This window comes from Kitasatospora setae KM-6054, from assembly GCF_000269985.1.
GTDB classification, from domain to species: Bacteria; Actinomycetota; Actinomycetes; order Streptomycetales; family Streptomycetaceae; genus Kitasatospora; species Kitasatospora setae.
In genome coordinates, this window is sequence record NC_016109.1 from 7,067,587 (window position 1) to 7,085,661 (window position 18,075).

Below are 18,075 nucleotides of genomic sequence, written 5' to 3' on the forward strand. Positions count from 1 at the left end.
AGAGACCGCCATGACCGTCATCGTCGGTGTGCACCGCTCCAACCCGTCGCTCTACCACCTGGCCCGACTCGACTACCTCCAGCAGGAGTTGGCCCCGCTCGGCGAGAGCGCCGAGTTCCACCACTACGCGGACGGCACCAAGACCGGCCCCTACCTGGCCGACGGCACCATCGACTTCGGCGGCACCGGCTCCACCCCGCCGATCACCGCGCAGGCCGCCGGACACGACATCGTCTACACCGCCGTCTCCGCGCCCCGCCCCGACCACGGCGCGCTGCTGGTCGCCGCCGACGGCCCGGTGCACTCGGTCGCCGACCTCAAGGGCGGCACCGTGGTGCTCGGCATCGGCTCCTGGCAGACCCACCTGCTCGCCAAGGCCCTCGACCAGCACGGCCTCTCCTACCGCGACGACATCACCGCCGAGCGCCCGGCCGGCGACGAGGCCGAGCGGCTGGCCGACGGCCGGATCGCCGGCTGGATCGCCCAGGGCGCCGAACTCGCCGCCGCCCGCCGCACCGGGGCGTTCCGCGAGCTGATCCGCACCGGCGACGTCATCACCGACCGCTCGGTGTTCTTCGCCCGCCGCGACCTCGCCGTCCAGCGCCCCGAGGTGGTCGCCGCCATCGTCACCGCCCTCCAGCGCGCCGACCACTGGGCCGCCGCCAACCCCGCCGAGGCCGCCGCGATCGCCGCCGCCGACCAGGGCGGCGAGGCCGCCGACTGGCAGACCGCGCTCGCCGCCCTGCCCTGGCGACTGGAGCCCGCCACCGCCGAGTTCGTCGCCGAACAGCAGGAGGCCGCCGACATCTTCCACCGGGTCGGCTTCATCGAGCGCGCCGTCACCGTCGCCGACATCCACCTGCCCGAGCTGGAGCAGCCCGTCGCCGCCGCCGTCGCCGCCGCCTCCCCGGTCGCGAAGGAGGTCTGAGCGCCATGGCCACCGAAGTCCTCTGGTACCTGATCCCCCGCGAGGGCCACTACCCGTGGGAGCCCGAAGGCCGCCGCCCGGTCGACCTCGGCTACCTCCAGCACCTGGCCGCCACCGTCGAACGCCTCGGCTACACCGGCGCGCTGCTCGCCACCGACCAGTACGACGTGTGGACGCTCGGCTCCGCGCTCGCCGCCGCCACCGGCCCCGGCTTCCAGCCGCTGCTCGCCGTCCACCCCGGCCTGGTCTCGCCCACCCTGCTGGCCAAGATGGCGCTCTCCTTCGAGCACCTGCACGGCCCCGGCCGGCTGCGCTTCAACGTGGTCAACGGCTCCACCAACCAGCTGCGCGAGTACGGCCTGCACGTCGAGCACGACGACCGCTACCGGCTCTCCGCCGAGTACTGGAGCCTGGTCAAGCGCCTCACCAGCGGCGAAGTCTTCGACCACGAAGGCGAGTTCTACCAGCTGAAGAACGCCGGCGGCTCGCTCCGCGACCTCCCGCCGCTGCGCGAGGGACGCATCCCGCTCTGGTTCGGCGGCTCCTCCCCGGCCGGCATCGAGGTCGCCGCCGAACACGTCGACGTCTACCTCACCTGGGGCGAACCCCCGCACCTGCTCAAGGAGAAGCTGGAGAAGGTCCGCGAGCGCGCCGCCGCCCACGGCCGCACCCTGCGGCTCGGCCTGCGCCTGCACCTGATCGTCCGCGACACCGAGGAGCAGGCCTGGGCCGCCGCCGACCGGCTGCTCGACGTCACCAGCGAGGCCACCTACGCCCGCCAGCTCGGCGGCCGGGCCGACGAGGACGGCGTCGGCTGGCAGCGCCAGTTCCGCCAGCACGGCGGCAAGGTCCCGGCCCACGCCCGCGAGCTGGAGACCCACCCCAACCTGTGGCCCGGCATGAGCCTGTTCCGGCCCGGCCCCGGCACCGCCGTGGTCGGCTCCACCGACCAGGTCGTCGAACGACTGCGCGAGTACCAGGAGTTGGGCGTCGACACCTTCATCCTCTCCGGCAACCCGCTGCTGGAGGAGGCCTACCGGGTCGCCGAGACCGTGCTGCCGAAGCTCCACCCCTGAGCCACCGCACCCCCGCGACCGAACGGGCGGGCGGCCGAACTCCCCCCGGCCGCCCGCCCGTTCGGCGCTCTTCCGGCTACCGGCTGATCCGGTCGATCTCCGCCAGCTCCTCGGCGGTCAGCGGACCGGCCGCCAGCGCGTCCAGGTTCTGGTCCAACTGCCGCACGCTCGACGCGCCGATGATCACCGACACCACCCGCTCGTCCCGCAGCACCCAGGACAGCGCCAACTGCGCCAGGCTCTGCCCGCGCCCCTCCGCGACCTTCGCCAGCGCCCGCAGCTGCTCCAGCTTCGCGCCGGTCAGCGCCTCCTCCTTCAGGAAGTGGCCCACCGACATCCGCGACCCGGCCGGCACGTCACCCGACAGGTAACGGTCCGTCAATAGGCCCTGCGCCAGCGGCGAGTAGGCGATCAGCGCGGTCCGCGTCTCGCCCACCGCGTCCAGCAACCCCTGCTCCGGCTCCCGGTTCAGGATCGAGTAGCTCGCCTGGTTCAGCAGGCACGGCGTCCCCAGCTCGCGCAGGATCGCCACCGCCTCCCGGTGCTGCTCCGCCGGGTAGTTGGAGATCGCCGCGTACAGCGCCCGGCCCGAGCGCACCGCCGTGTCCAGCGCCCCCATCGTCTCCTCCAGCGGGGTGGTCGGGTCCCACCGGTGCGAGTAGAAGACGTCGACGTAGTCCAGGCCCATCCGGCCCAGCGACTGGTCCAGGCTCGCCAGCAGGTACTTGCGGCTGCCGCCGTCCCCGTACGGGCCCGGCCACATGTCCCAGCCCGCCTTCGAGGCGATGAACAGCTCGTCCCGGAACGGACGGAAGTCCTGCGCGAACAGGTAGCCGAAGTTGCGCTCCGCACTGCCGTACGGCGGACCGTAGTTGTTCGCCAGGTCGAAGTGCGTCACCCCCCGGTCGAAGGCCCGGCGCAGCACCGCGCGCTGCACGTCCAGCGGCTGGGTGTCACCGAAGTTGTGCCACAGGCCGAGCGAGACGGCGGGCAGCTGCACGCCGCTGCGCCCGGCGCGGCGGAAGGTCATCGAGTCGTAGCGGTCGCTTGCGGGGAGGAAGCTCATGGCCAGCATCCTGCCAGGTGAGGGCCCCCGACGGGACCAACGGCCCTGCCCGTGGACACCCGCCCCGACGTACCCTGGCCGGGCGGAGCAGCGCGCCACCACCCGTCACGGCGCGTGACCGCGGACGACCGCACCAGGAGGCCCCGCCGTGACACCGCCGGACACCGCCAAACCGGACATCACCAGCCGGGCCGACCTCGAACACGCCCTCCGGCTGTTCTACCGCGCCGCCTTCGCCGACCCGCTGATCGGCCCGCACTTCACCCAGATCGCCCGCCTCGACCTGGAGCGCCACCTCCCCCGCATCACCGACTTCTGGGAGAGCGCCCTGCTGCGCACCGCCTCCTACCGCGGCAACGCGCTCGCCCCGCACGCCGCGCTGCACGCCGCCGCCCCGCTCACCGCCGCCCACTTCGGCCGCTGGGTCCAACTCTGGCGCGCCACCCTCGACGGCCGCCACGCCGGCCCCGTCACCGAACGCGCCAAGGCCCAGTCGCAGCGCATCGCCGTCGCCATGCTGCGCCGCCTCGGCGAACCCGACACCGGCGGCGGCAGCGGCGGCTTCGTCCCGCTCACCGCCGTCCGGCTGGCCTCCGGCGGCGCCGCGCCCTGACCGGCGGGCCGACCGGGCCGGCCGGGCTGGTCCGGGGCGGGCCGGGGCGGGCCGGTCAGGTGCCGGCCACCGGATGCGGCTCCGCGAGCCGACCCTTCGGCGTACGGTCGGCCGGCTCCGGCGCCGGCCCCTCGGACGCCCGGGGCTCGCGCAGGTCCGGGATGCGGCGCAGGCCGCCGCTCACCGTGCTGTACGCGGCCAGCAGCAGCAGGACGCCCGCGTTCAGCAGCAGCACGGTGGACCCGGCGAAGTGGTCCAGCAGCACGCCGCTGGCCAGCGGGCCGAACGGGACGAACAGCGCGGGCGCGATGCCGCAGGCCGTCTGCACCCGCCCCAGCAGGTGGTCGGGGACGGAGTGCAGCCGGGCCGCCGAGATCACCGCGTTCGCGGCCGGCGAGGTCAGCCCGCACAGGCCGATCACCAGCGCGGTGAACAGCACCCCGTAGCCGAGCGCCAGCAGCGGCGTCAGCAGCGCCGTGCTCCAGCACACCGCCAGCACCAGGGTGCGCGGGGCGAGGGTGCGCCCGGCCCGCGCCGAGAAGAGCGCACCGACCAGGTTGCCCGCGCCCGACATCGCGATGATCAGCCCGTTGTGGTAGCTGCCGCCCGGCCCGGAGCGCGCGCCCTCCGCGACCAGCACCACCACGATGCCGCTGAACACGAAGTTCACCAGCGCCGCGTTCACCAGCGTGTACCGCAGGAACGCGCTGCGCCGCACCTCCACCAGCCCGGTCGTCAAGTCCTTGAGGAACGGCGGCCGTTCGGCCCGCGGCCGGCCCGCCCCCGGCGCCTCCCTCGGCAGCCGGACGAACAGCACGCACAGCGCGGACGCCGCGAACGAGGCCGCGTCGACCACGAACGGCAGCACCGGCGTCACGGCGTACAGCGCCGCCCCCAGCATCGGCCCGGCCAGCGTGGCGACCGCCGAACGGGCCTGGGCCATCGACACCGCGGTGGTCAACTGGCCGCGCGGCACCACGTGCCGCAGCGCCGCCGACGCGGCCGGCCCGAACGGCGCGCCGAGCAGGCTGTTGAGCACCGCCAGCCCCACCGCGACCGGCAGGTTCACCCGGTCGGCGAGCACCACCAGCGCGAACAGCGCGAACGCGGCGGTCCGGGCCAGGTCGCAGAACAGCATCACGGTGCGGCGGCTCAGCCGGTCGACCAGCACCCCGGCCGGGAAGCCGGCGAACAGCGAGGAGACGATCTCCGCGAAGGTGACCAGCCCGAAGTCGGTGATCGAGTGGGTCGCCGCCAGCAGGACCAGGGGCAGCGCGATGTACGTCGCCTGCGAGCCGAACGCGGACAGCGCGTGGGCGAGCCACAGGCGCTGGTAGTCGGGATTGCGGTACAGCGGGGTGGGCGGGGCGTCAGCCACGGCGGTCCTCCCGGAGCCGGATCGAGCGGGGGTCGAATGGGGAATCGGGTGGCAACGGAACGGCCGGGGCGGCCGGCGCCGTCGAAGGGCACCGGCCGCCCCGGCCGTTCCCGGTCGCGCCCCACGGGGGTGAGGGGCCGCGACCGGGGGCCTGTGGAGCACGCGACGGTCAGACCGCGTCCTCTTCGATCTTGCTGTGGCAGTAGTTGGAGATGGTGCTCCACTCGTTGAGCTCGCCCTCGTCGGTGTCGGCGACGGACAGGTTCTGCAGCTTCAGGATCTCGGACATGGTGAACTCCTCTGGGGTGTCTGGTCGTTGGTCGTTGTGCGCAGTAGTGCGAGGACTGCTCAGACCGCGTCCTCTTCGATCTTGCTGCCGCAGTGGTTGGAGATGGTGCTCCAGTCGTTGAGCTCGCCCTCGTCGGTGTCGGCGACGGACAGGTTCTGCAGCTTCAGGATCTCGGACATGGTGAACTCCTCTGGGGTGTCTGGTCGTTGGTCGTTGTGCGCAGTGGTACGGGGGCTGCTCAGAGCGCTTCTTCGTCGATCTTGCTGCCGCAGTGGTTGGAGATGGTGCTCCAGTCGTTGAGCTCGCCTTCGTCGGTGTCGGTGACGGACAGGTTCTGCAGCTTCAGGATCTCGGACATGGTGAACTCCCTGGTTTTGGTTGGTTGTCGGTGCGTCGGCAATGCAGGACGGGCTGCTCAGAGCGCTTCTTCGTCGATCTTGCTGCCGCAGTAGTTGGAGATGGTGCTCCACTCGTTGAGCTCGCCCTCGTCGCTGTCGGCGACCGACAGGTTCTGCAGCTTCAGGACCTCGGACATCGTGAACTCCCTTGTTTCGGTGGTGCGTCGACTCCCGGGCGGTCGCCCGGGAGGGGCAGGTGGGGCCCGGCGGCAGCGGGCTCAGGGGCGGGCGGCCGCCAGGGCCGGCAGGGTGGCGCCGGGCAGGTCCAGCGGCGCGCCGGCGGCGGCGTGCAGGGCCAGCAGGACGCCGGCGGTGCCGGTGGAGAGGTCCATCGACAGGCGGTGCAGCTGGTCGCCGGCGAACGCGGTGCCCCCGCCGTACGGGACGGCGTGCCAGCCGAGCAGGCGCCGCTGGCGGGCGAGCGGTTCGGCGGTGCCGGGGCGGTCGCGGTGTTCGGCGAGCAGGGCCAGCAGGCCGGCCCGGCCGTGGAACAGCCCGCCGAAGATCACCAGCCGGGCGCGGGCGGCCAGCAGGATCCCGTCCAGGGCGCGGGCGAACTCCTCGTCCTCGGGCCGGTGCCGCAGGTAGTGGCCGAGCAGCAGGCCGACTCCGGCGCTGCCGCTGCCCAGGTAGGGGAGCAGCCGGGTGCCGTCCAGCAGGTTGACCGCGCCCTCCTCGCTGGTGCGGCAGCGCGCCAGGTCGGCGCGCAGGGCGCGGGCGGCCAGGTCGAGGTGGGCCGGGTCGCCGCCGTCCTGGTGCAGGTGCAGGAAGAACGAGGCGGTCCCGCTCGGGCCGGTCAGCAGTCCGGCGCCGTCCCGGGGCGGTGCGGCCGGGTCGAGGGTGGCGGCGAGCCGTTCGGCGGTGCGGTCGAGGGCGTCGCGCAGGCCGCCGTCGCCGGTGGCGCGGTGCAGCCGGTGCAGGGTCAGTCCGATGCCGGCCAGGCCGTTGCGGAGCGACGGCTCGTCGGTCCGGCCGGCCCGGTCGAGGAGGTCCAGGGCCTTTTGCGGGTGGCCGAGTTCGTCCAGGACGAGGGCGGCCCCGTGCAGGCCGCCGTACAGGCCGGGCCGCGGGTCGCGGCTGCGGCGGGCGGCCCGCCACAGCCAGTCGGCGTGCTCCTCGTCGACCGGCTGCCCGGTGGCGTGCAGGGCGTGCAGGACGCCGGCCGCGCCGTGCTCCAGGGTGTGGCCGCCGTCGGTCAGCCCGGCCGGGTCGCCCGGGAAGAGGCGGTCGGTGCGGTGCGGGGTGGCGGAGGCCAGGATCGCCCGGGTGAGCGCGGCGGTCAGCCCGTCGGTGTCGGCCGGGTCGGCGAACGGGTCCTCGGGGGCAGGGAGTCGGACGGAGGGGCGGCGCAGGCCGCTGCGCACCCGTGCGGTGTGGGCGGTCGGGACGGGGAAGAACTCGGCCATGGCGTCCGCGAGTTGGTCGACCTTCGCGGGCTGGAGGTCGAGCAGCATGGTGTACGGCAGGAACAGCGCGAGCCGGATGCAGTCCAGCGCGTACCTGTCCCGGGCGAAGCCGGCCGTGGCGTGCGGGGCGACGAACCCCGGGCAGGCGACCGAGGGTTCGGGCTCGTGCTCCGGGCGGTGCGCGACCTCGAAGTCGACCAGGCAGATCCGGCCGTCCGGGCGGAGCAGCACGTTGGCGGGGTGCAGGTCGCCGAACGCGTAGCCGCGGGCGTGCACTTGGTCGATCGCCAGCTCCAACTGGCGGACGATGTCCAGGGCTTGCTCGGTGTACCGGGCCAGCTCGGCGGCGGTCGGCTCGGGGCGGGTCAGCGGGTTGGAGCGGGCCAGGAACTGGCGCAGCGTCTCGCCCTCGACGTACTCCTCCGCCAGGTAGTGGTGCTCCCAGACGGTGAACTCGTCCAGCAGCCGGGGGACGAACTCCAGCCCGGCCAGGGCGCGCAGGGCCCGCGCCTCGGTGCGCAGCCGGGTGACCGCGTCGGCCCCGGCCCCGTCCAGTCCGGCCAGCGGCCGGGCCTCGCGCAGCACCACCCGGCCGCCGTCGGTCCGGCTGCGGGCCAGGTAGACGCCGCCGCCGTTGGAGAAGTGCAGCGCCCGCTCGATCAGGTAGGGCAGCCCCGGCTGGCCGGCCGCGGCGGCCTCGTCGGCGCGCAGCTGCTCGGCCACGCACTCCGGCGGCTCCAGCCACTGCGGCAGTTCGAAGTACGGCTCGCGCCGGTCCGGGACGAGGGTGCCGTCCGGCCGGGCGATCGCCAGCACCCGCTCGCCGCTCTCCAGCGTGCACCAGCGCTCCAGGAAGCCGCCGTACCGCAGGTACAGCGGACCGTCCTGCCAGCGCAGGTCGCCGAGCACGTACGGGGCGCGGCGGCCGGCCAGCAGCGGGCCCAGCCCGTCCAGTGCGTCGCGGAGCCGCTCGTCGTCGGCCGGGTACAGCGTCATCAGCTTGCCGCTGCTGCCCCGGCGGGCGTACTTGCCGTTGTTCAGGTGGTGCACCCGCGGGCTGACCAGGAACTTGTGCGGCAGGCCCGCCTCCAGGCAGTAGGCGGTGACCAGTTCGATCACCTCGGCGGCTTCGGCCGGCACCGCGGAGACGTGGATCTTCCAGCCCTGGTCCGGCAGTTCGGCGCCCTCGGGGGCGAGGAAGAACCAGGAGCCGTTCTGGTGGCTCCGCCAACCCGCCGGGACGGGACGGTCGACGGCGGCGAACCGGCGCTTCGCGGCGCCGTGCACGGGGTGGTCGTAGAAGTGCGGATCGTCCCCGGCGAACAGGTGGTGATTGCGTTTCACGTCGTCCACCCCTTTCCGTGATTCGGAGATTCAGCGATTCGGTCATTCGGTGATTGTGGTGAATGCGGAGAATTTCTCGGCGATCTCCCCGGCCGGCCGCCGCCGGAAGCGGATTCCGGTGCGGCCGCGCCTATTCGGGGGAGCCGGGTGGATCAGGCGACGACCCAGCCCTCGTTCAGGTTGCGGCGGGTGTCGCCGAGGACGCGGTCGGTGCGCTCCGCGGACTCCGGCGAGTCGGCGAGGAAGTTCGACGTGGCGTGCATAGCGGGCTCCTTGGCGAAGATCGGTGGGTATCACTGACCCCAGGTCACGTCGTCGGTGTGGGCCGTCGGCGTGGCGGTGGGCGACGGGGACGCGGTGGCGGACACCTGCGGGCCGTCGGCCCGGAGGGTGGTGCCGAGCGGGGAGGAGTGCGCCGGAACGGCCAGGCCGACGGCGGCCGAGAGGCCGGCGACGAGGAGTGCGGCGAGCACGGTGCGGGCCGTACGGGTGGCGTTCACGGAATTCTCTCCCCTGGTGAAATCGAATCTGCTGCGGCATCCTCCGGGTTTTCCCGGAGTGTTCCCGTGCCGTCGGCTTTCGGGATTCCGCGCTTTCGGGATTCCGCGCTTTCCGGTCTCGTGCTCCCCGGCGCTTTCCTCCCTGCCGACACCTCTACTCTGGCGCGTCCGGCGGGGGCGTGGAAGGCCGTCGGGGTGGACGGAAGTTGTCCTGGCACAAGTCGTCCACTCGTCCCACCCGTCACACCGGCCTCACCAGCCCCCGGGTGCACGCGAACCGCCCCGTGCCCCTCCGGTTCGGCCCGGGACCGGTCCGGAAGCGGCACGGACGGCGGTGGCACGGGCGGTGGCGGGGGTCGCGGGGCGGCGGCGGAGCGCTGAAGCGGCGGCGGAACGGGGGCGGTCGGCGGCCGTGGACGGAAGCGGCCCCGGCCGCGCGGTCAGGAGACCGGCACGCGGGAGGGAGCGGGGGAGGAGGACGGGGACGGGCTCCCGGCCGGGGCCTCGCCGGGCTCCAGGCACGCCGACACGGTCGTCAGCAGCACCGTGGTCTTCCCGTCGCCCGCGCCCGTGTCGTCGCCGACCCGCACCTCCAGCGTGTACCGGTCCTGCCGGTCCCCGGTGGTCAGCTCGGCCGTGAACCAGGGCTCGGACATCGACTGGCCGGCCGCCGGCCGGGACTCCCGGTAGTCGCCGACCCGCAGGCCCCGCGCGGCCAGCGCGTCCCGCAGCCCCCTGACCCGGGCGGGCAGCACCTCGCTCGTCACGGCCACCCGCATCCCGATGGCCAGCCGGTACGGCTCGTCCTCGGCGGCGATCCGCCAGCCGTCCGAGCAGCCGTCGAACATCCGGATCTGGCCGTCGAGCGCCACCGGCCGCCCCTCGCCCAGCACCTCCCGCATCCCGTCGAGCAGCCGCTCCGCCTGCTGCTCGCTGACCTCCCGGCTCCGCGTCCCCACCGGCTGCGCCCCCGGGCCGAGCAGCCCGCAGCCCGCGAGCGAGACACCCACCGCCACCAGGACGAGCGCGCGGCCGGCGGCGCGGGAACGGGGGCTGGCGGTACGTACGGACATGCTGTTCTTCCCTCACATCGCTGACCTGCACGGCGGCCCGCCCCGGCGCCGGCGACCGGCGGGAGGACGGAGTCCGTCCGCTACACGCCCGGGCCCCCGCCCGGGGTTGTCACGACTTTCCGACGCCCCCTGCCGAGCCGGGGAGCCGTGGAGCGGACAGGGCGCACAGGACCTAGACCAGGTAGGCGTGCTCCGCCGGGAGCGGGGCGCGGTGCAGCCCGCCGCCGTGCAGCCGCCACTCCGACGGGCCGTCCGCCTCGTGGCTGACCAGGAACAGCCCGTGCACCCGCTCGTCGTCGTCCTCCTCCCGCATCGGCGCGGACGGCGGCAGGGCCGCGATCCGGCACAGCAGCTCGCGGAGGTGCTCCTCCTCACCGGCCCGCAGGTCGGCGGCGAAGAACACCGCGTTGCCCCACATCGGCTGCTCGGCCGGGAAGCTCCAGCCGCCCCGGTAGCGGCGCGGCCCCCGCTCCGCGCGCTCCACCAGCTCCCGGACCAGCGCCAACTGCCGGTCGTCGCACTCCACCCAGCCCCGGACCGACACGTACGTACTCATCCGCGCAGTATCGCAGCCCGACCGCCCGCCGGGCCGGCCGGAAAACCGGGTGGCAGCGCGCCCGCCCGCCGGTAACGTCACCGAGGAGCGGTGACCGGGCGACGGGGGAGGGCCGATGACGGAACCGGGCGGGGCCGAACGCTGGCCGTACGGCGCGGACGTGCCCGAACTGCTGCGCGCGTACGGCGTGCCGGGCTGCTCGGTGGCCGTCCGGGACGCCGACGGCCGCGAGCGCGCCTGGGCGTTCGGGCAGCGCACGGCGGCCGGCGGCGGCGACCGCGCGGTCGGCACCGGCACGCTGTTCCAAGCCTGTTCGCTGAGCAAGCCCGTCACCGCGCTCGGCGTGCTGCTGCTCGCCGAACGCGGCGAACTCGACCTGGACGCCGACGTCAACGAGCGGCTCGCCGGCTGGCGGATCCCGCCCAGCGGCGGCTGGCAGCCCGCCGTCACCGCCCGCCGGCTGCTCAGCCACACCGCCGGCCTCGGCCCCTCCGGCTTCCCCGGCTACCCGGCCGGTGCCGAACTGCCCACCCTGCTCCAGGTGTTGGCCGGAACCGCGCCCGCCAACACGCCCGGTGTCCGGCCCGTCGGCCTGCCCGGCTTCGGATACGCCTACTCGGGCGGCGGCACCACCGTGCTGCAACTGCTGCTCGAATCGGTCACCGGACGGCCCGCCGCCGAACTGCTCCGCGACCTCGTCCTCGCCCCGCTCGGCATGACGGCCGCCCGGTTCGCCACCGCCGTCCCCGCCGACCTCGCCGCCCACGGCCACCGGCGCGGCGGCGCCCCCGTCCCCGGCGGCTGGGCCCGCCACCCCGAGCTGTGCGCCGCCGGACTCTGGGCCACCCCCGCCGAACTGCTGCGCCTCGCCGCCGCGTTCCAGGGCCCCGCCACCCCGATCGGCCCCGCCGCCGCCCGGGCCGCCCTCACTCCGCACGCCCAAGTACCGCCGGGCGGCGCCTCGTTGGCCGGGCTCGACCGGGTCGGCCTCGGCCTCTTCCTGCGCACCGACCCGGCCGGCGCGGTCAGCTGGTTCGGCCACGCCGGCGGCAACGACGGCTACCGCTGCTACCTGCTGGCCGAGACCGGCAGCGGACGCGCCGCCGCCGTGATGACCAACGGCGACGGCGGCCACGCCCTGCTCTCCCGGCTGATCCCCGCGATCGCCGCCCACCACGGCTGGACCGGCCTCGACTTCACCCCGCCCTACGACCCGCCCGCCCCCGTCCCGCCCGGCCTCCGCCCCGGCCGCTGGCGCCGCACCGCCGACCCCGCCGGGCCCGGCCTCGAACTCGCCCTCCGCGACGGCCGGTTGGAGCTCGACTGGCCCGGCCAGCCCGCCCTGCCGCTGTTCACCGCCTCCGCCACCGAACTCCTCGCCGAGGACGTCGACCTCACCGCCCGGCTCACCCCCGCCGGCACCCTGCTGGTCGAACAGGGCGGTCACAGCGTGGAGTTCGCTCCGCACGAAGAGTGAGCGCACCCCGCCTGGAAGCCGCTCGGAACGCAGGTCGGCGACGGTCGCCGGACGCCATCGCATAGGCTCGACCCCACGATGGTGCGGATCACTGTGCTCGGGACACTGACGGCGCACGTGGCGGGGGCCGCCACCCGGTTGGGAGGCCCGCGCCAGCGTGGCGTGCTCGCCCAACTCCTGGTCGCGCGCGGGACGGCCGTCCCCGCCGACCGGCTGATCGACGACCTCTGGGACGGCCGCCCGCCCGCCAAGGCCGCCACCTCCCTCCAGGCGTACGTCTCCAACCTGCGCCGCCTGCTCGAACCCGCCCGCGGCCCCCGCCAGGAGGCCCGCCTGCTGGTCAGCGAAGCGGGCGGCTACGCGCTGCGCGGCGTCCGCACCGACGCCCAGGACTTCGAGGACCTGCTCGCCGGCCCCGGCCCCGGTGTCGACAGCGGCATCGACGGCGACGGCGCCGAGCGGCTGCGCCGGGCGCTCGCGCTCTGGCAGGGCCCGGCCTACCACGAGTTCGCCGACCGCCCGTGGGCCGTCCCCGAGATCACCCGGCTGGAAGAACTGCGCACCACCGCCCGCGAGTCCGCCGTCGAAGCCGACCTCGCCGCCGGACGCGCCCGCTCTGCCGCGCAGGCCGCCGCCGCCCTCGTCGACGACCACCCCCTGCGCGAAGAGACCTGGCGCCTGCTCGCCCTCGCCCTCTGGCACGCCGGCCGCCAGGCCGAGGCCCTCGCCGCGATCCGCCGCGCCCGCGACTACTTCGCCGCCGAACTCGGCCTCGACCCGGGCCCGCTGCTCACCGCCGTCGAATCCGCGATCCTGCACCAGCGCACCGAGGACCTCGCCCCCCGGCCCCGCACCACCCCCGCGCCCGCGCCCGCCACCCCCGCGCCCGCCGTCCCCTCCGCCGCGCCGCCCGCCCCGTCCGCGTCGGACGGCGCCCTCGCCGTGCGCGGCGGGCCCGGGGCCGGGCGGGCGCGGGTGTTCGTCGGGCGGGACGGGGAGGTGGCGGCGCTGCTGGGAGCGGCCGGGCGGGCCCGCGGCGGGGCGGGGTTCGCGCTGGTCGCCGGGGAGGCCGGGGCCGGCAAGTCGACGCTGCTGGGCCGGGTCCGGGAGTCCCTGGAGGCGGACGGCTGGCGGGTGGTGGCCGGCCGCTGCCCGGAGAGCGCGGGCGCCCCCGCCGCTTGGGCGTGGACCGAGGTGCTGCGCGAACTCGCCTGGCACGAACCGGCCACCGCCTCCGACCCGCTGCTCGACCCGCTGCTCGCCGACCCGCAGCCGAGCGGACGGCAGGACGCCCGCTCGGGCCGGTTCCGGCTGCACCGGGCCGTCGTCGCCCGGCTGCACGACGCGGCCCGGACCGCGCCGCTCGCCGTGCTGTTGGACGACCTGCACGCCGCCGACCCGGAAACCCGGGAGCTGCTGGGCGAGTTGGCCGCCGACCAGTCCTTCGAGAGCCCGGCCGGCGGCCTGCTGGTGGTGGCCGCGCTGCGCCCCGGCGAGGGTGAACTCGCGGACGTGCTGGCCCGGTTGGCCCGCCGCTCGCCGGTCCGGGTGCCGCTCGGCGGCCTCGCCGAGCCGGACGCGGGCCGGCTGATCGAGGCGGTGTGTGCCGCGCCGGTCCGCCCGGAGACCGTCCGGGCGCTGGCCGAACGCACCGGCGGCAACCCGTTCTACCTTGCGGAGAGCGCCCAACTCCTCGCCCTGGAAGGCGACTCCACCGCCCTGCGGCAGGTCCCGCAGGGAGTCAGGGACGTGCTGCGCCGCCGCTTCGAGCGGCTGCCCGCGCCCGCCGTCGACCTGCTGCGGCTGGCGGCCGTCGCGGGCCGGGAGAGCGACGTCGACCTGCTGCTGCGGGCCGGCGGGCAGGACGAGGAGACCGCGACCGAGGCCGTCGAGGCGGCCGTCGCGGGCGGCCTGCTGCTCGAACCCCGCCCCGGGACCGTCCGGTTCGCCCACGTGCTGGTCCGCGACACCCTGTACGCCGACCTCGGCGGCCTGCGCCGGGCCCGCCTGCACGGCCGGATCGGGCACGCCCTGCACGGCCTGCGCCCCGGCGAACTCGCCGCACTGGCCCACCACTTCACCGAGGCCGCGACCGCCGGGACGGCCGCCCTCGCGGTCGACCACTGCGTCCGGGCCGCCGAGGCCGCCGAGCGGCGCTACGCCCACCCCAGCGCCGTCAACCTGCTCCGGCAGGCCGTCGACAACCTGGAGCGCGCCGCCGAACGCCCCGGCGAGGACCGGGCCGCCCGCCGGATCGACCTGCTCGGCGCGCTGCTGCGGGCCCAGGTCCGGGCCGGGCAGGTCACCGCCGCGACCGAGACCAAGGCGCACGCGCTCCGACTCGCCCGGGAGAGCGGCCGGGAGGACCTGCTGATCGCCGCCTGGACGGCCTGGACCGAGCCCACCCCGTGGGTCACCCACCCGTACGGCGCCTTCGACCGGGAGGCCGTCGACCAGCTCACCCGGCTGCTGCGCCGCACCGACCTGCCGCCCGCCACCCGCTGCCGATTGCTCGACGCGCTCACCCAGGAACTCGACTGCGCGGGCTCCCCGGAGGCCGTCACGGCCGGCCGGGAGGCCGTCGCGATCGCCCGCGGCGAGGACGACCCGCGGCTGCTCTGCCTCGCCCTCACCGCCCGGGCCCGTTCCTGCGACCACGAGTTGGCGCCCATCGACCGGGCCGAAGTGGCCTCCGAACTCGCCGAGTTGGCCGCCGAGCACGACCTGCCCGCCTACCGCTGGCACGCCGAGCACCTCGCCGCCACCGCCGCGGCCGTGCACGGCGACCTGCCCGCGCTGCGCCGCCACATGGCCGCCGCCGAGGAGATCGCGCACCGCTACGGGCTGGCCGAGTTCGTCGACGTGGTGCTGTTCCAGCGCGGCATGCTGGAACTCGCCGCCGACCGGGTCGAGGACGCCGTCGCCCTGTACGAGCGGGCGCTGACCGGCCTGCGCGAGCGCGGCTCGCTGCACGCCGGGGGCCTGGGCGCGCTGATCCGGATCGTGATCGCGTACCGGCAGGGCCGGCTCGCCGACACCCTCCCGCTGATCGAGGAGCACCGCGAGCAGTACGGCCCGCTGGTCGCCGACGTCACCGCGCTCGCCCTGCTCGCCGCCGGCCACGGCCCCGAGGCGGCCCGCCGGGCCCGCGGCGAGGGCCACGGCATCCAGGCCGACTACTTCCGCTCGCTGTTCCTGCACCTGCGCGCGGACCTGGTCATCGCCCTGGACGAACGCGCCGAGGCCGCCGAACTCCTCGACGAGATGCGCCCGTTGGCCCACCTGGTGGCGGGCGCGGCCTCCACCTCGATCGCGATCCGCCCGATCGCCCTCACCCTCGCCGAACTCGCCACCCACCTGGGCCGCACCGCCGAAGCCGCCGAGTACTACCGCCGGGCCGCCGAGGTCGCCCACCGCTGGGAGGCCCCCGGCTGGGCCGCCGAGGCCGCCGCCGGCCTCCGAGCCCTGCAGACCTGACCCGACCTGATCCGGCCCGGCCCGGTCCCGGGCACCCGACCGGTCCCGGGCACCCGACCGGCCCGGGAACGCCGGCGGGCGCCGGGCCGCCGACTTGGAGCGGGGCCGCCAAGTGGCCTCCAAGCAGCGCCTCCCACACTGGGGTTCGACACCGCATCGACCGCTGCACGGAAGGCTCCTGCAATGTCCACACTCCTCGGCCGCCTCGGCGGGGCCGCGGCGGCCCGGCCCTGGCGCACCGTCGCGGCCTGGGTGCTGCTGATCGTCGCGGTCCTGGGCCTGGCCCAGGTCTTCGGCGGCGAACCGCACGACGACTACCGCGTTCCCGGCACCCGCTCGACCGCGGGCATGGACCTGCTGAACGCGCGCTTCCCGGAGAGCTCCGGGACCAGCGCCCGGGTGGTGGTCCACGACCGGGGCGGCCGCGCGCTGCCCGCCGAGCCGCTGGAGGCGCTGCGCGGCCGGCTCGCCGCGCTGCCGCACGCGCTGCCGGTCGGCCAGCCGATACCGTCCCGGGCGGGCGACACCGCGCTGCTGACGGTCGGCTACGACGTGAAGGTCACCGCGTTCAAGGGCTCGACCGGGCTGGACGCGCTGCGCGAGGCGGCCCGGGCCACCACCGACGCCGGGTACCAGGTGGAGTTCGGCGGCGAACTGCCGGAGCACTTCAGCGCCCCGAACGGGATGGCCGAGGGCATCGGCATGGCCGCCGCCCTGGTGATCCTGGTGGTCGCGCTCGGCACGGTGGTCGCGGCCGGCCTGCCGCTGCTGGTCGCGCTGGCCGGCCTCGGCGCCGGGACGGGGCTGATCACCCTGCTGTCGGCGCTCACCGACATCAGCAACATCGCCCCCACCGTGGCGTCCATGGTCGGCCTCGGCGTCGGCATCGACTACGCGCTGCTGCTGGTCTCCCGGCACGTCGAGGGGCTGCGCCGGGGACTGGACGCCCGGGCGGCCGCCGCCGAGGCGAACGCCACCGCGGGCTCCTCCGTGGTGGTGGCCGGATCGACCGTGCTGGTCTCGCTGTTCGGCCTCAAGCTGGCCGGCCTGTCGGTCTACGCCTCGTTCGGCTACGCGACCTTCGCGACCGTCGGCGCCGTGATGGCGGCCTCGCTGACCCTGGTGCCCGCGCTCGCCGCCCTGGCCGGCCCGCGCCTGCTCCGCCGCGCCGAGCGCCGCGCCCCGGCCACCGCCCCCGCCACCGCGACGGCCCCCGCCACCGCCTTCGCCGGGCAGGCCCCGGCCGCCGCCCCGACCCGGACCGAGCGCTGGGCCCGGATGATCGGTCGCCGCCCGGTCGCCGCCGCGGTCCTCTCGCTGGCGGTGCTGCTCGGCCTGGCCGCCCCGCTGCTCGGCATGCGGACCTGGCCGCAGGATGCCGGCAGCCAGGCGTCCGGCAACACCACCCGCAAGGCGTACGACCTGGTCGCCGCCGCGTACGGCCCCGGCGCGAACGGGCCGCTGCTGCTGGCGGTCGACCTCGGCCGGCTGCCGGAGCCCGAACTGCCCGCACTGGCGGCCCGGTTGGCCGCGGACCCGGAGGTGGCCGCGGTCCAGCCGGCCCGGATCAACGCGGCCCGGGACGCCGCCGTGATCAGCGTCCAGCCGAAGACCGGCCCGCAGGACGAGGCCACCGCGAAGCTGCTGGAGCGGCTGCGCGACCACGAACTGCCGGGCGGCGTCGAGGTGACCGGCCAGGTCGCGGCGTTCTCCGACATCTCCGACCGGCTCGCGCAGCGGCTCTGGGTGGTGATCCCGTTCGTGGTCGTGCTGTCGCTGATCCTGCTGACCGTGCTGTTCCGGGCGCCGGTGATCGCGGTCAAGGCCGCCGCGATGAACCTGCTGTCGGTGGCCGCCGCGTACGGCGTGATGACGGCGGTCTTCCAGCACGACGCGGGCGCGAAGCTGCTCGGCCTGCCGCACGCGGTGCCGGTCTCCAGCTGGGTGCCGATCCTGATGTTCACCATCCTGTTCGGCCTGTCGATGGACTACGAGGTCTTCCTGCTGGCCCGGGTCCGCGAGGACTGGCTGGCCACCGGCGACGCCCGCGGCAGCGTGGTGCGCGGCCTGTCCGCCACCGGACGGGTGATCAGCAGCGCCGCCGCGATCATGGTGGCGGTCTTCACCGGCTTCGCGATCGACCCCGACATCACCGTCAAGATGATCGGCGTCGGCATGGCCGCCGCCGTCCTGGTGGACGCCACCGTGGTCCGGATGGTCCTGGTCCCCGCCACCATGACCCTGCTCGGCCGCCTCAACTGGTGGCTGCCCCGCTGGCTCGACCGCCTCCTGCCCGAGCTGGCCATCGAGTCCGCCGAGCCCACCGGCCCCGCCGGTTCCGCCCAGCCCGCCGGGTCCCCGTCCGGCACCCCCGCCGAGCGGCCGGAGCCGACGGTGAAGGTCTGACCCGCCCGCTCCCGCCCGTGGGCCCCGCCGTACGCACGGCGGGGCCCACGGGCGTGCGGGGGACCGGCCCCGGATAAGTCGGATGATC

The 18,075-nt window shown here is 75.6% G+C and carries 16 protein-coding genes; 6 read left to right on the forward strand and 10 right to left on the reverse strand.

All coding sequences use genetic code 11. The annotated features are described in order from the left end of the window. The first annotated feature begins 10 nt into the window (after positions 1-10). Entirely contained in the window at positions 11-928 is a 918-nt protein-coding gene (locus KSE_RS31120; protein WP_014139350.1) for an ABC transporter substrate-binding protein, read from the forward strand. A gap of 5 nt (positions 929-933) precedes the next feature. Beyond that, positions 934-2,004, forward strand: a complete 1,071-nt coding sequence (locus KSE_RS31125) for an LLM class flavin-dependent oxidoreductase (protein ID WP_014139351.1) — start codon at positions 934-936, stop codon at positions 2,002-2,004. 76 nt (positions 2,005-2,080) lie between these two features. On the opposite strand, the gene KSE_RS31130 is transcribed toward KSE_RS31125, so the two are convergent. After that, complete coding sequence (locus tag KSE_RS31130; protein ID WP_014139352.1) at positions 2,081-3,070, reverse strand: aldo/keto reductase; 990 nt, start codon at positions 3,068-3,070, stop codon at positions 2,081-2,083. A 148-nt stretch (positions 3,071-3,218) separates the two neighbouring features. Here KSE_RS31130 and KSE_RS31135 point away from each other — a divergent pair, with 148 nt between their 5' ends. Then, on the forward strand, positions 3,219-3,683 hold the full coding sequence (locus KSE_RS31135; RefSeq protein WP_014139353.1) for a group III truncated hemoglobin: 465 nt from the start codon (positions 3,219-3,221) through the stop codon (positions 3,681-3,683). A 55-nt stretch (positions 3,684-3,738) separates the two neighbouring features. On the opposite strand, the gene KSE_RS31140 is transcribed toward KSE_RS31135, so the two are convergent. The 9 genes from KSE_RS31140 to KSE_RS31160 all read right to left on the reverse strand — a co-directional run bounded on the left by KSE_RS31140 (position 3,739) and on the right by KSE_RS31160 (position 10,627). Further along, positions 3,739-5,061 carry an MFS transporter gene (locus tag KSE_RS31140; protein ID WP_014139354.1) on the reverse strand — a complete coding sequence of 441 codons (1,323 nt, stop codon included), beginning with the start codon at positions 5,059-5,061 and terminating at the stop codon, positions 3,739-3,741. 169 nt (positions 5,062-5,230) lie between these two features. After that, a complete protein-coding gene (locus KSE_RS43690) occupies positions 5,231-5,350 on the reverse strand; it encodes a class III lanthipeptide (RefSeq protein ID WP_193365931.1) in 120 nt (39 codons plus the stop codon). A 59-nt stretch (positions 5,351-5,409) separates the two neighbouring features. Beyond that, on the reverse strand, positions 5,410-5,529 hold the full coding sequence (locus KSE_RS43695; protein ID WP_193365932.1) for a class III lanthipeptide: 120 nt from the start codon (positions 5,527-5,529) through the stop codon (positions 5,410-5,412). A gap of 59 nt (positions 5,530-5,588) precedes the next feature. Further along, positions 5,589-5,708, reverse strand: coding sequence for a class III lanthipeptide (locus KSE_RS43700; protein WP_193365933.1), 120 nt, complete (start codon positions 5,706-5,708; stop codon positions 5,589-5,591). A gap of 57 nt (positions 5,709-5,765) precedes the next feature. Beyond that, on the reverse strand, positions 5,766-5,885 hold the full coding sequence (locus KSE_RS43705; RefSeq protein ID WP_193365934.1) for a class III lanthipeptide: 120 nt from the start codon (positions 5,883-5,885) through the stop codon (positions 5,766-5,768). Between the two features lie 81 nt (positions 5,886-5,966). Then, a complete protein-coding gene (gene lanKC, locus KSE_RS31145; protein ID WP_148283181.1) occupies positions 5,967-8,498 on the reverse strand; it encodes a class III lanthionine synthetase LanKC in 2,532 nt (843 codons plus the stop codon). Positions 8,499-8,791: 293 nt separating this feature from the next. Then, positions 8,792-8,998: a hypothetical protein gene (locus tag KSE_RS31150; RefSeq protein WP_014139356.1), complete on the reverse strand. Its 207-nt coding sequence runs from the start codon at positions 8,996-8,998 to the stop codon at positions 8,792-8,794. A 440-nt stretch (positions 8,999-9,438) separates the two neighbouring features. Further along, positions 9,439-10,071, reverse strand: coding sequence for a hypothetical protein (locus KSE_RS31155; RefSeq protein WP_014139357.1), 633 nt, complete (start codon positions 10,069-10,071; stop codon positions 9,439-9,441). A 172-nt stretch (positions 10,072-10,243) separates the two neighbouring features. After that, positions 10,244-10,627 carry a hypothetical protein gene (locus KSE_RS31160; protein WP_014139358.1) on the reverse strand — a complete coding sequence of 128 codons (384 nt, stop codon included), beginning with the start codon at positions 10,625-10,627 and terminating at the stop codon, positions 10,244-10,246. A gap of 115 nt (positions 10,628-10,742) precedes the next feature. On the opposite strand from KSE_RS31160, the gene KSE_RS31165 reads away from it, so the two are divergent. The 3 genes from KSE_RS31165 (at position 10,743) to KSE_RS31175 (ending at position 17,987) form a co-directional block, all read left to right on the forward strand. Then, entirely contained in the window at positions 10,743-12,104 is a 1,362-nt protein-coding gene (locus KSE_RS31165) for a serine hydrolase domain-containing protein (RefSeq protein ID WP_014139359.1), read from the forward strand. Between the two features lie 78 nt (positions 12,105-12,182). Further along, entirely contained in the window at positions 12,183-15,581 is a 3,399-nt protein-coding gene (locus tag KSE_RS31170) for a BTAD domain-containing putative transcriptional regulator (protein WP_014139360.1), read from the forward strand. 183 nt (positions 15,582-15,764) lie between these two features. Then, positions 15,765-17,987, forward strand: a complete 2,223-nt coding sequence (locus tag KSE_RS31175) for an MMPL family transporter (RefSeq protein ID WP_014139361.1) — start codon at positions 15,765-15,767, stop codon at positions 17,985-17,987. Positions 17,988-18,075: the final 88 nt, after the last annotated feature.

Bases quoted from the DNA above. Each gene is read 5' to 3' on its own strand.
- KSE_RS31120 (WP_014139350.1), top strand. From the start codon at position 11: ATGACCGTCATCGTCGGTGTGCACCGCTCCAACCCGTCGCTCTACCAC.
- KSE_RS31125 (WP_014139351.1), top strand. From the start codon at position 934: ATGGCCACCGAAGTCCTCTGGTACCTGATCCCCCGCGAGGGCCACTAC.
- KSE_RS31130 (WP_014139352.1), bottom strand. From the start codon at position 3,070: ATGAGCTTCCTCCCCGCAAGCGACCGCTACGACTCGATGACCTTCCGC.
- KSE_RS43690 (WP_193365931.1), bottom strand. From the start codon at position 5,350: ATGTCCGAGATCCTGAAGCTGCAGAACCTGTCCGTCGCCGACACCGAC.
- KSE_RS43695 (WP_193365932.1), bottom strand. From the start codon at position 5,529: ATGTCCGAGATCCTGAAGCTGCAGAACCTGTCCGTCGCCGACACCGAC.
- KSE_RS43700 (WP_193365933.1), bottom strand. From the start codon at position 5,708: ATGTCCGAGATCCTGAAGCTGCAGAACCTGTCCGTCACCGACACCGAC.
- KSE_RS43705 (WP_193365934.1), bottom strand. From the start codon at position 5,885: ATGTCCGAGGTCCTGAAGCTGCAGAACCTGTCGGTCGCCGACAGCGAC.
- KSE_RS31155 (WP_014139357.1), bottom strand. From the start codon at position 10,071: ATGTCCGTACGTACCGCCAGCCCCCGTTCCCGCGCCGCCGGCCGCGCG.
- KSE_RS31160 (WP_014139358.1), bottom strand. From the start codon at position 10,627: ATGAGTACGTACGTGTCGGTCCGGGGCTGGGTGGAGTGCGACGACCGG.
- KSE_RS31165 (WP_014139359.1), top strand. From the start codon at position 10,743: ATGACGGAACCGGGCGGGGCCGAACGCTGGCCGTACGGCGCGGACGTG.
- KSE_RS31170 (WP_014139360.1), top strand. From the start codon at position 12,183: ATGGTGCGGATCACTGTGCTCGGGACACTGACGGCGCACGTGGCGGGG.
- KSE_RS31175 (WP_014139361.1), top strand. From the start codon at position 15,765: ATGTCCACACTCCTCGGCCGCCTCGGCGGGGCCGCGGCGGCCCGGCCC.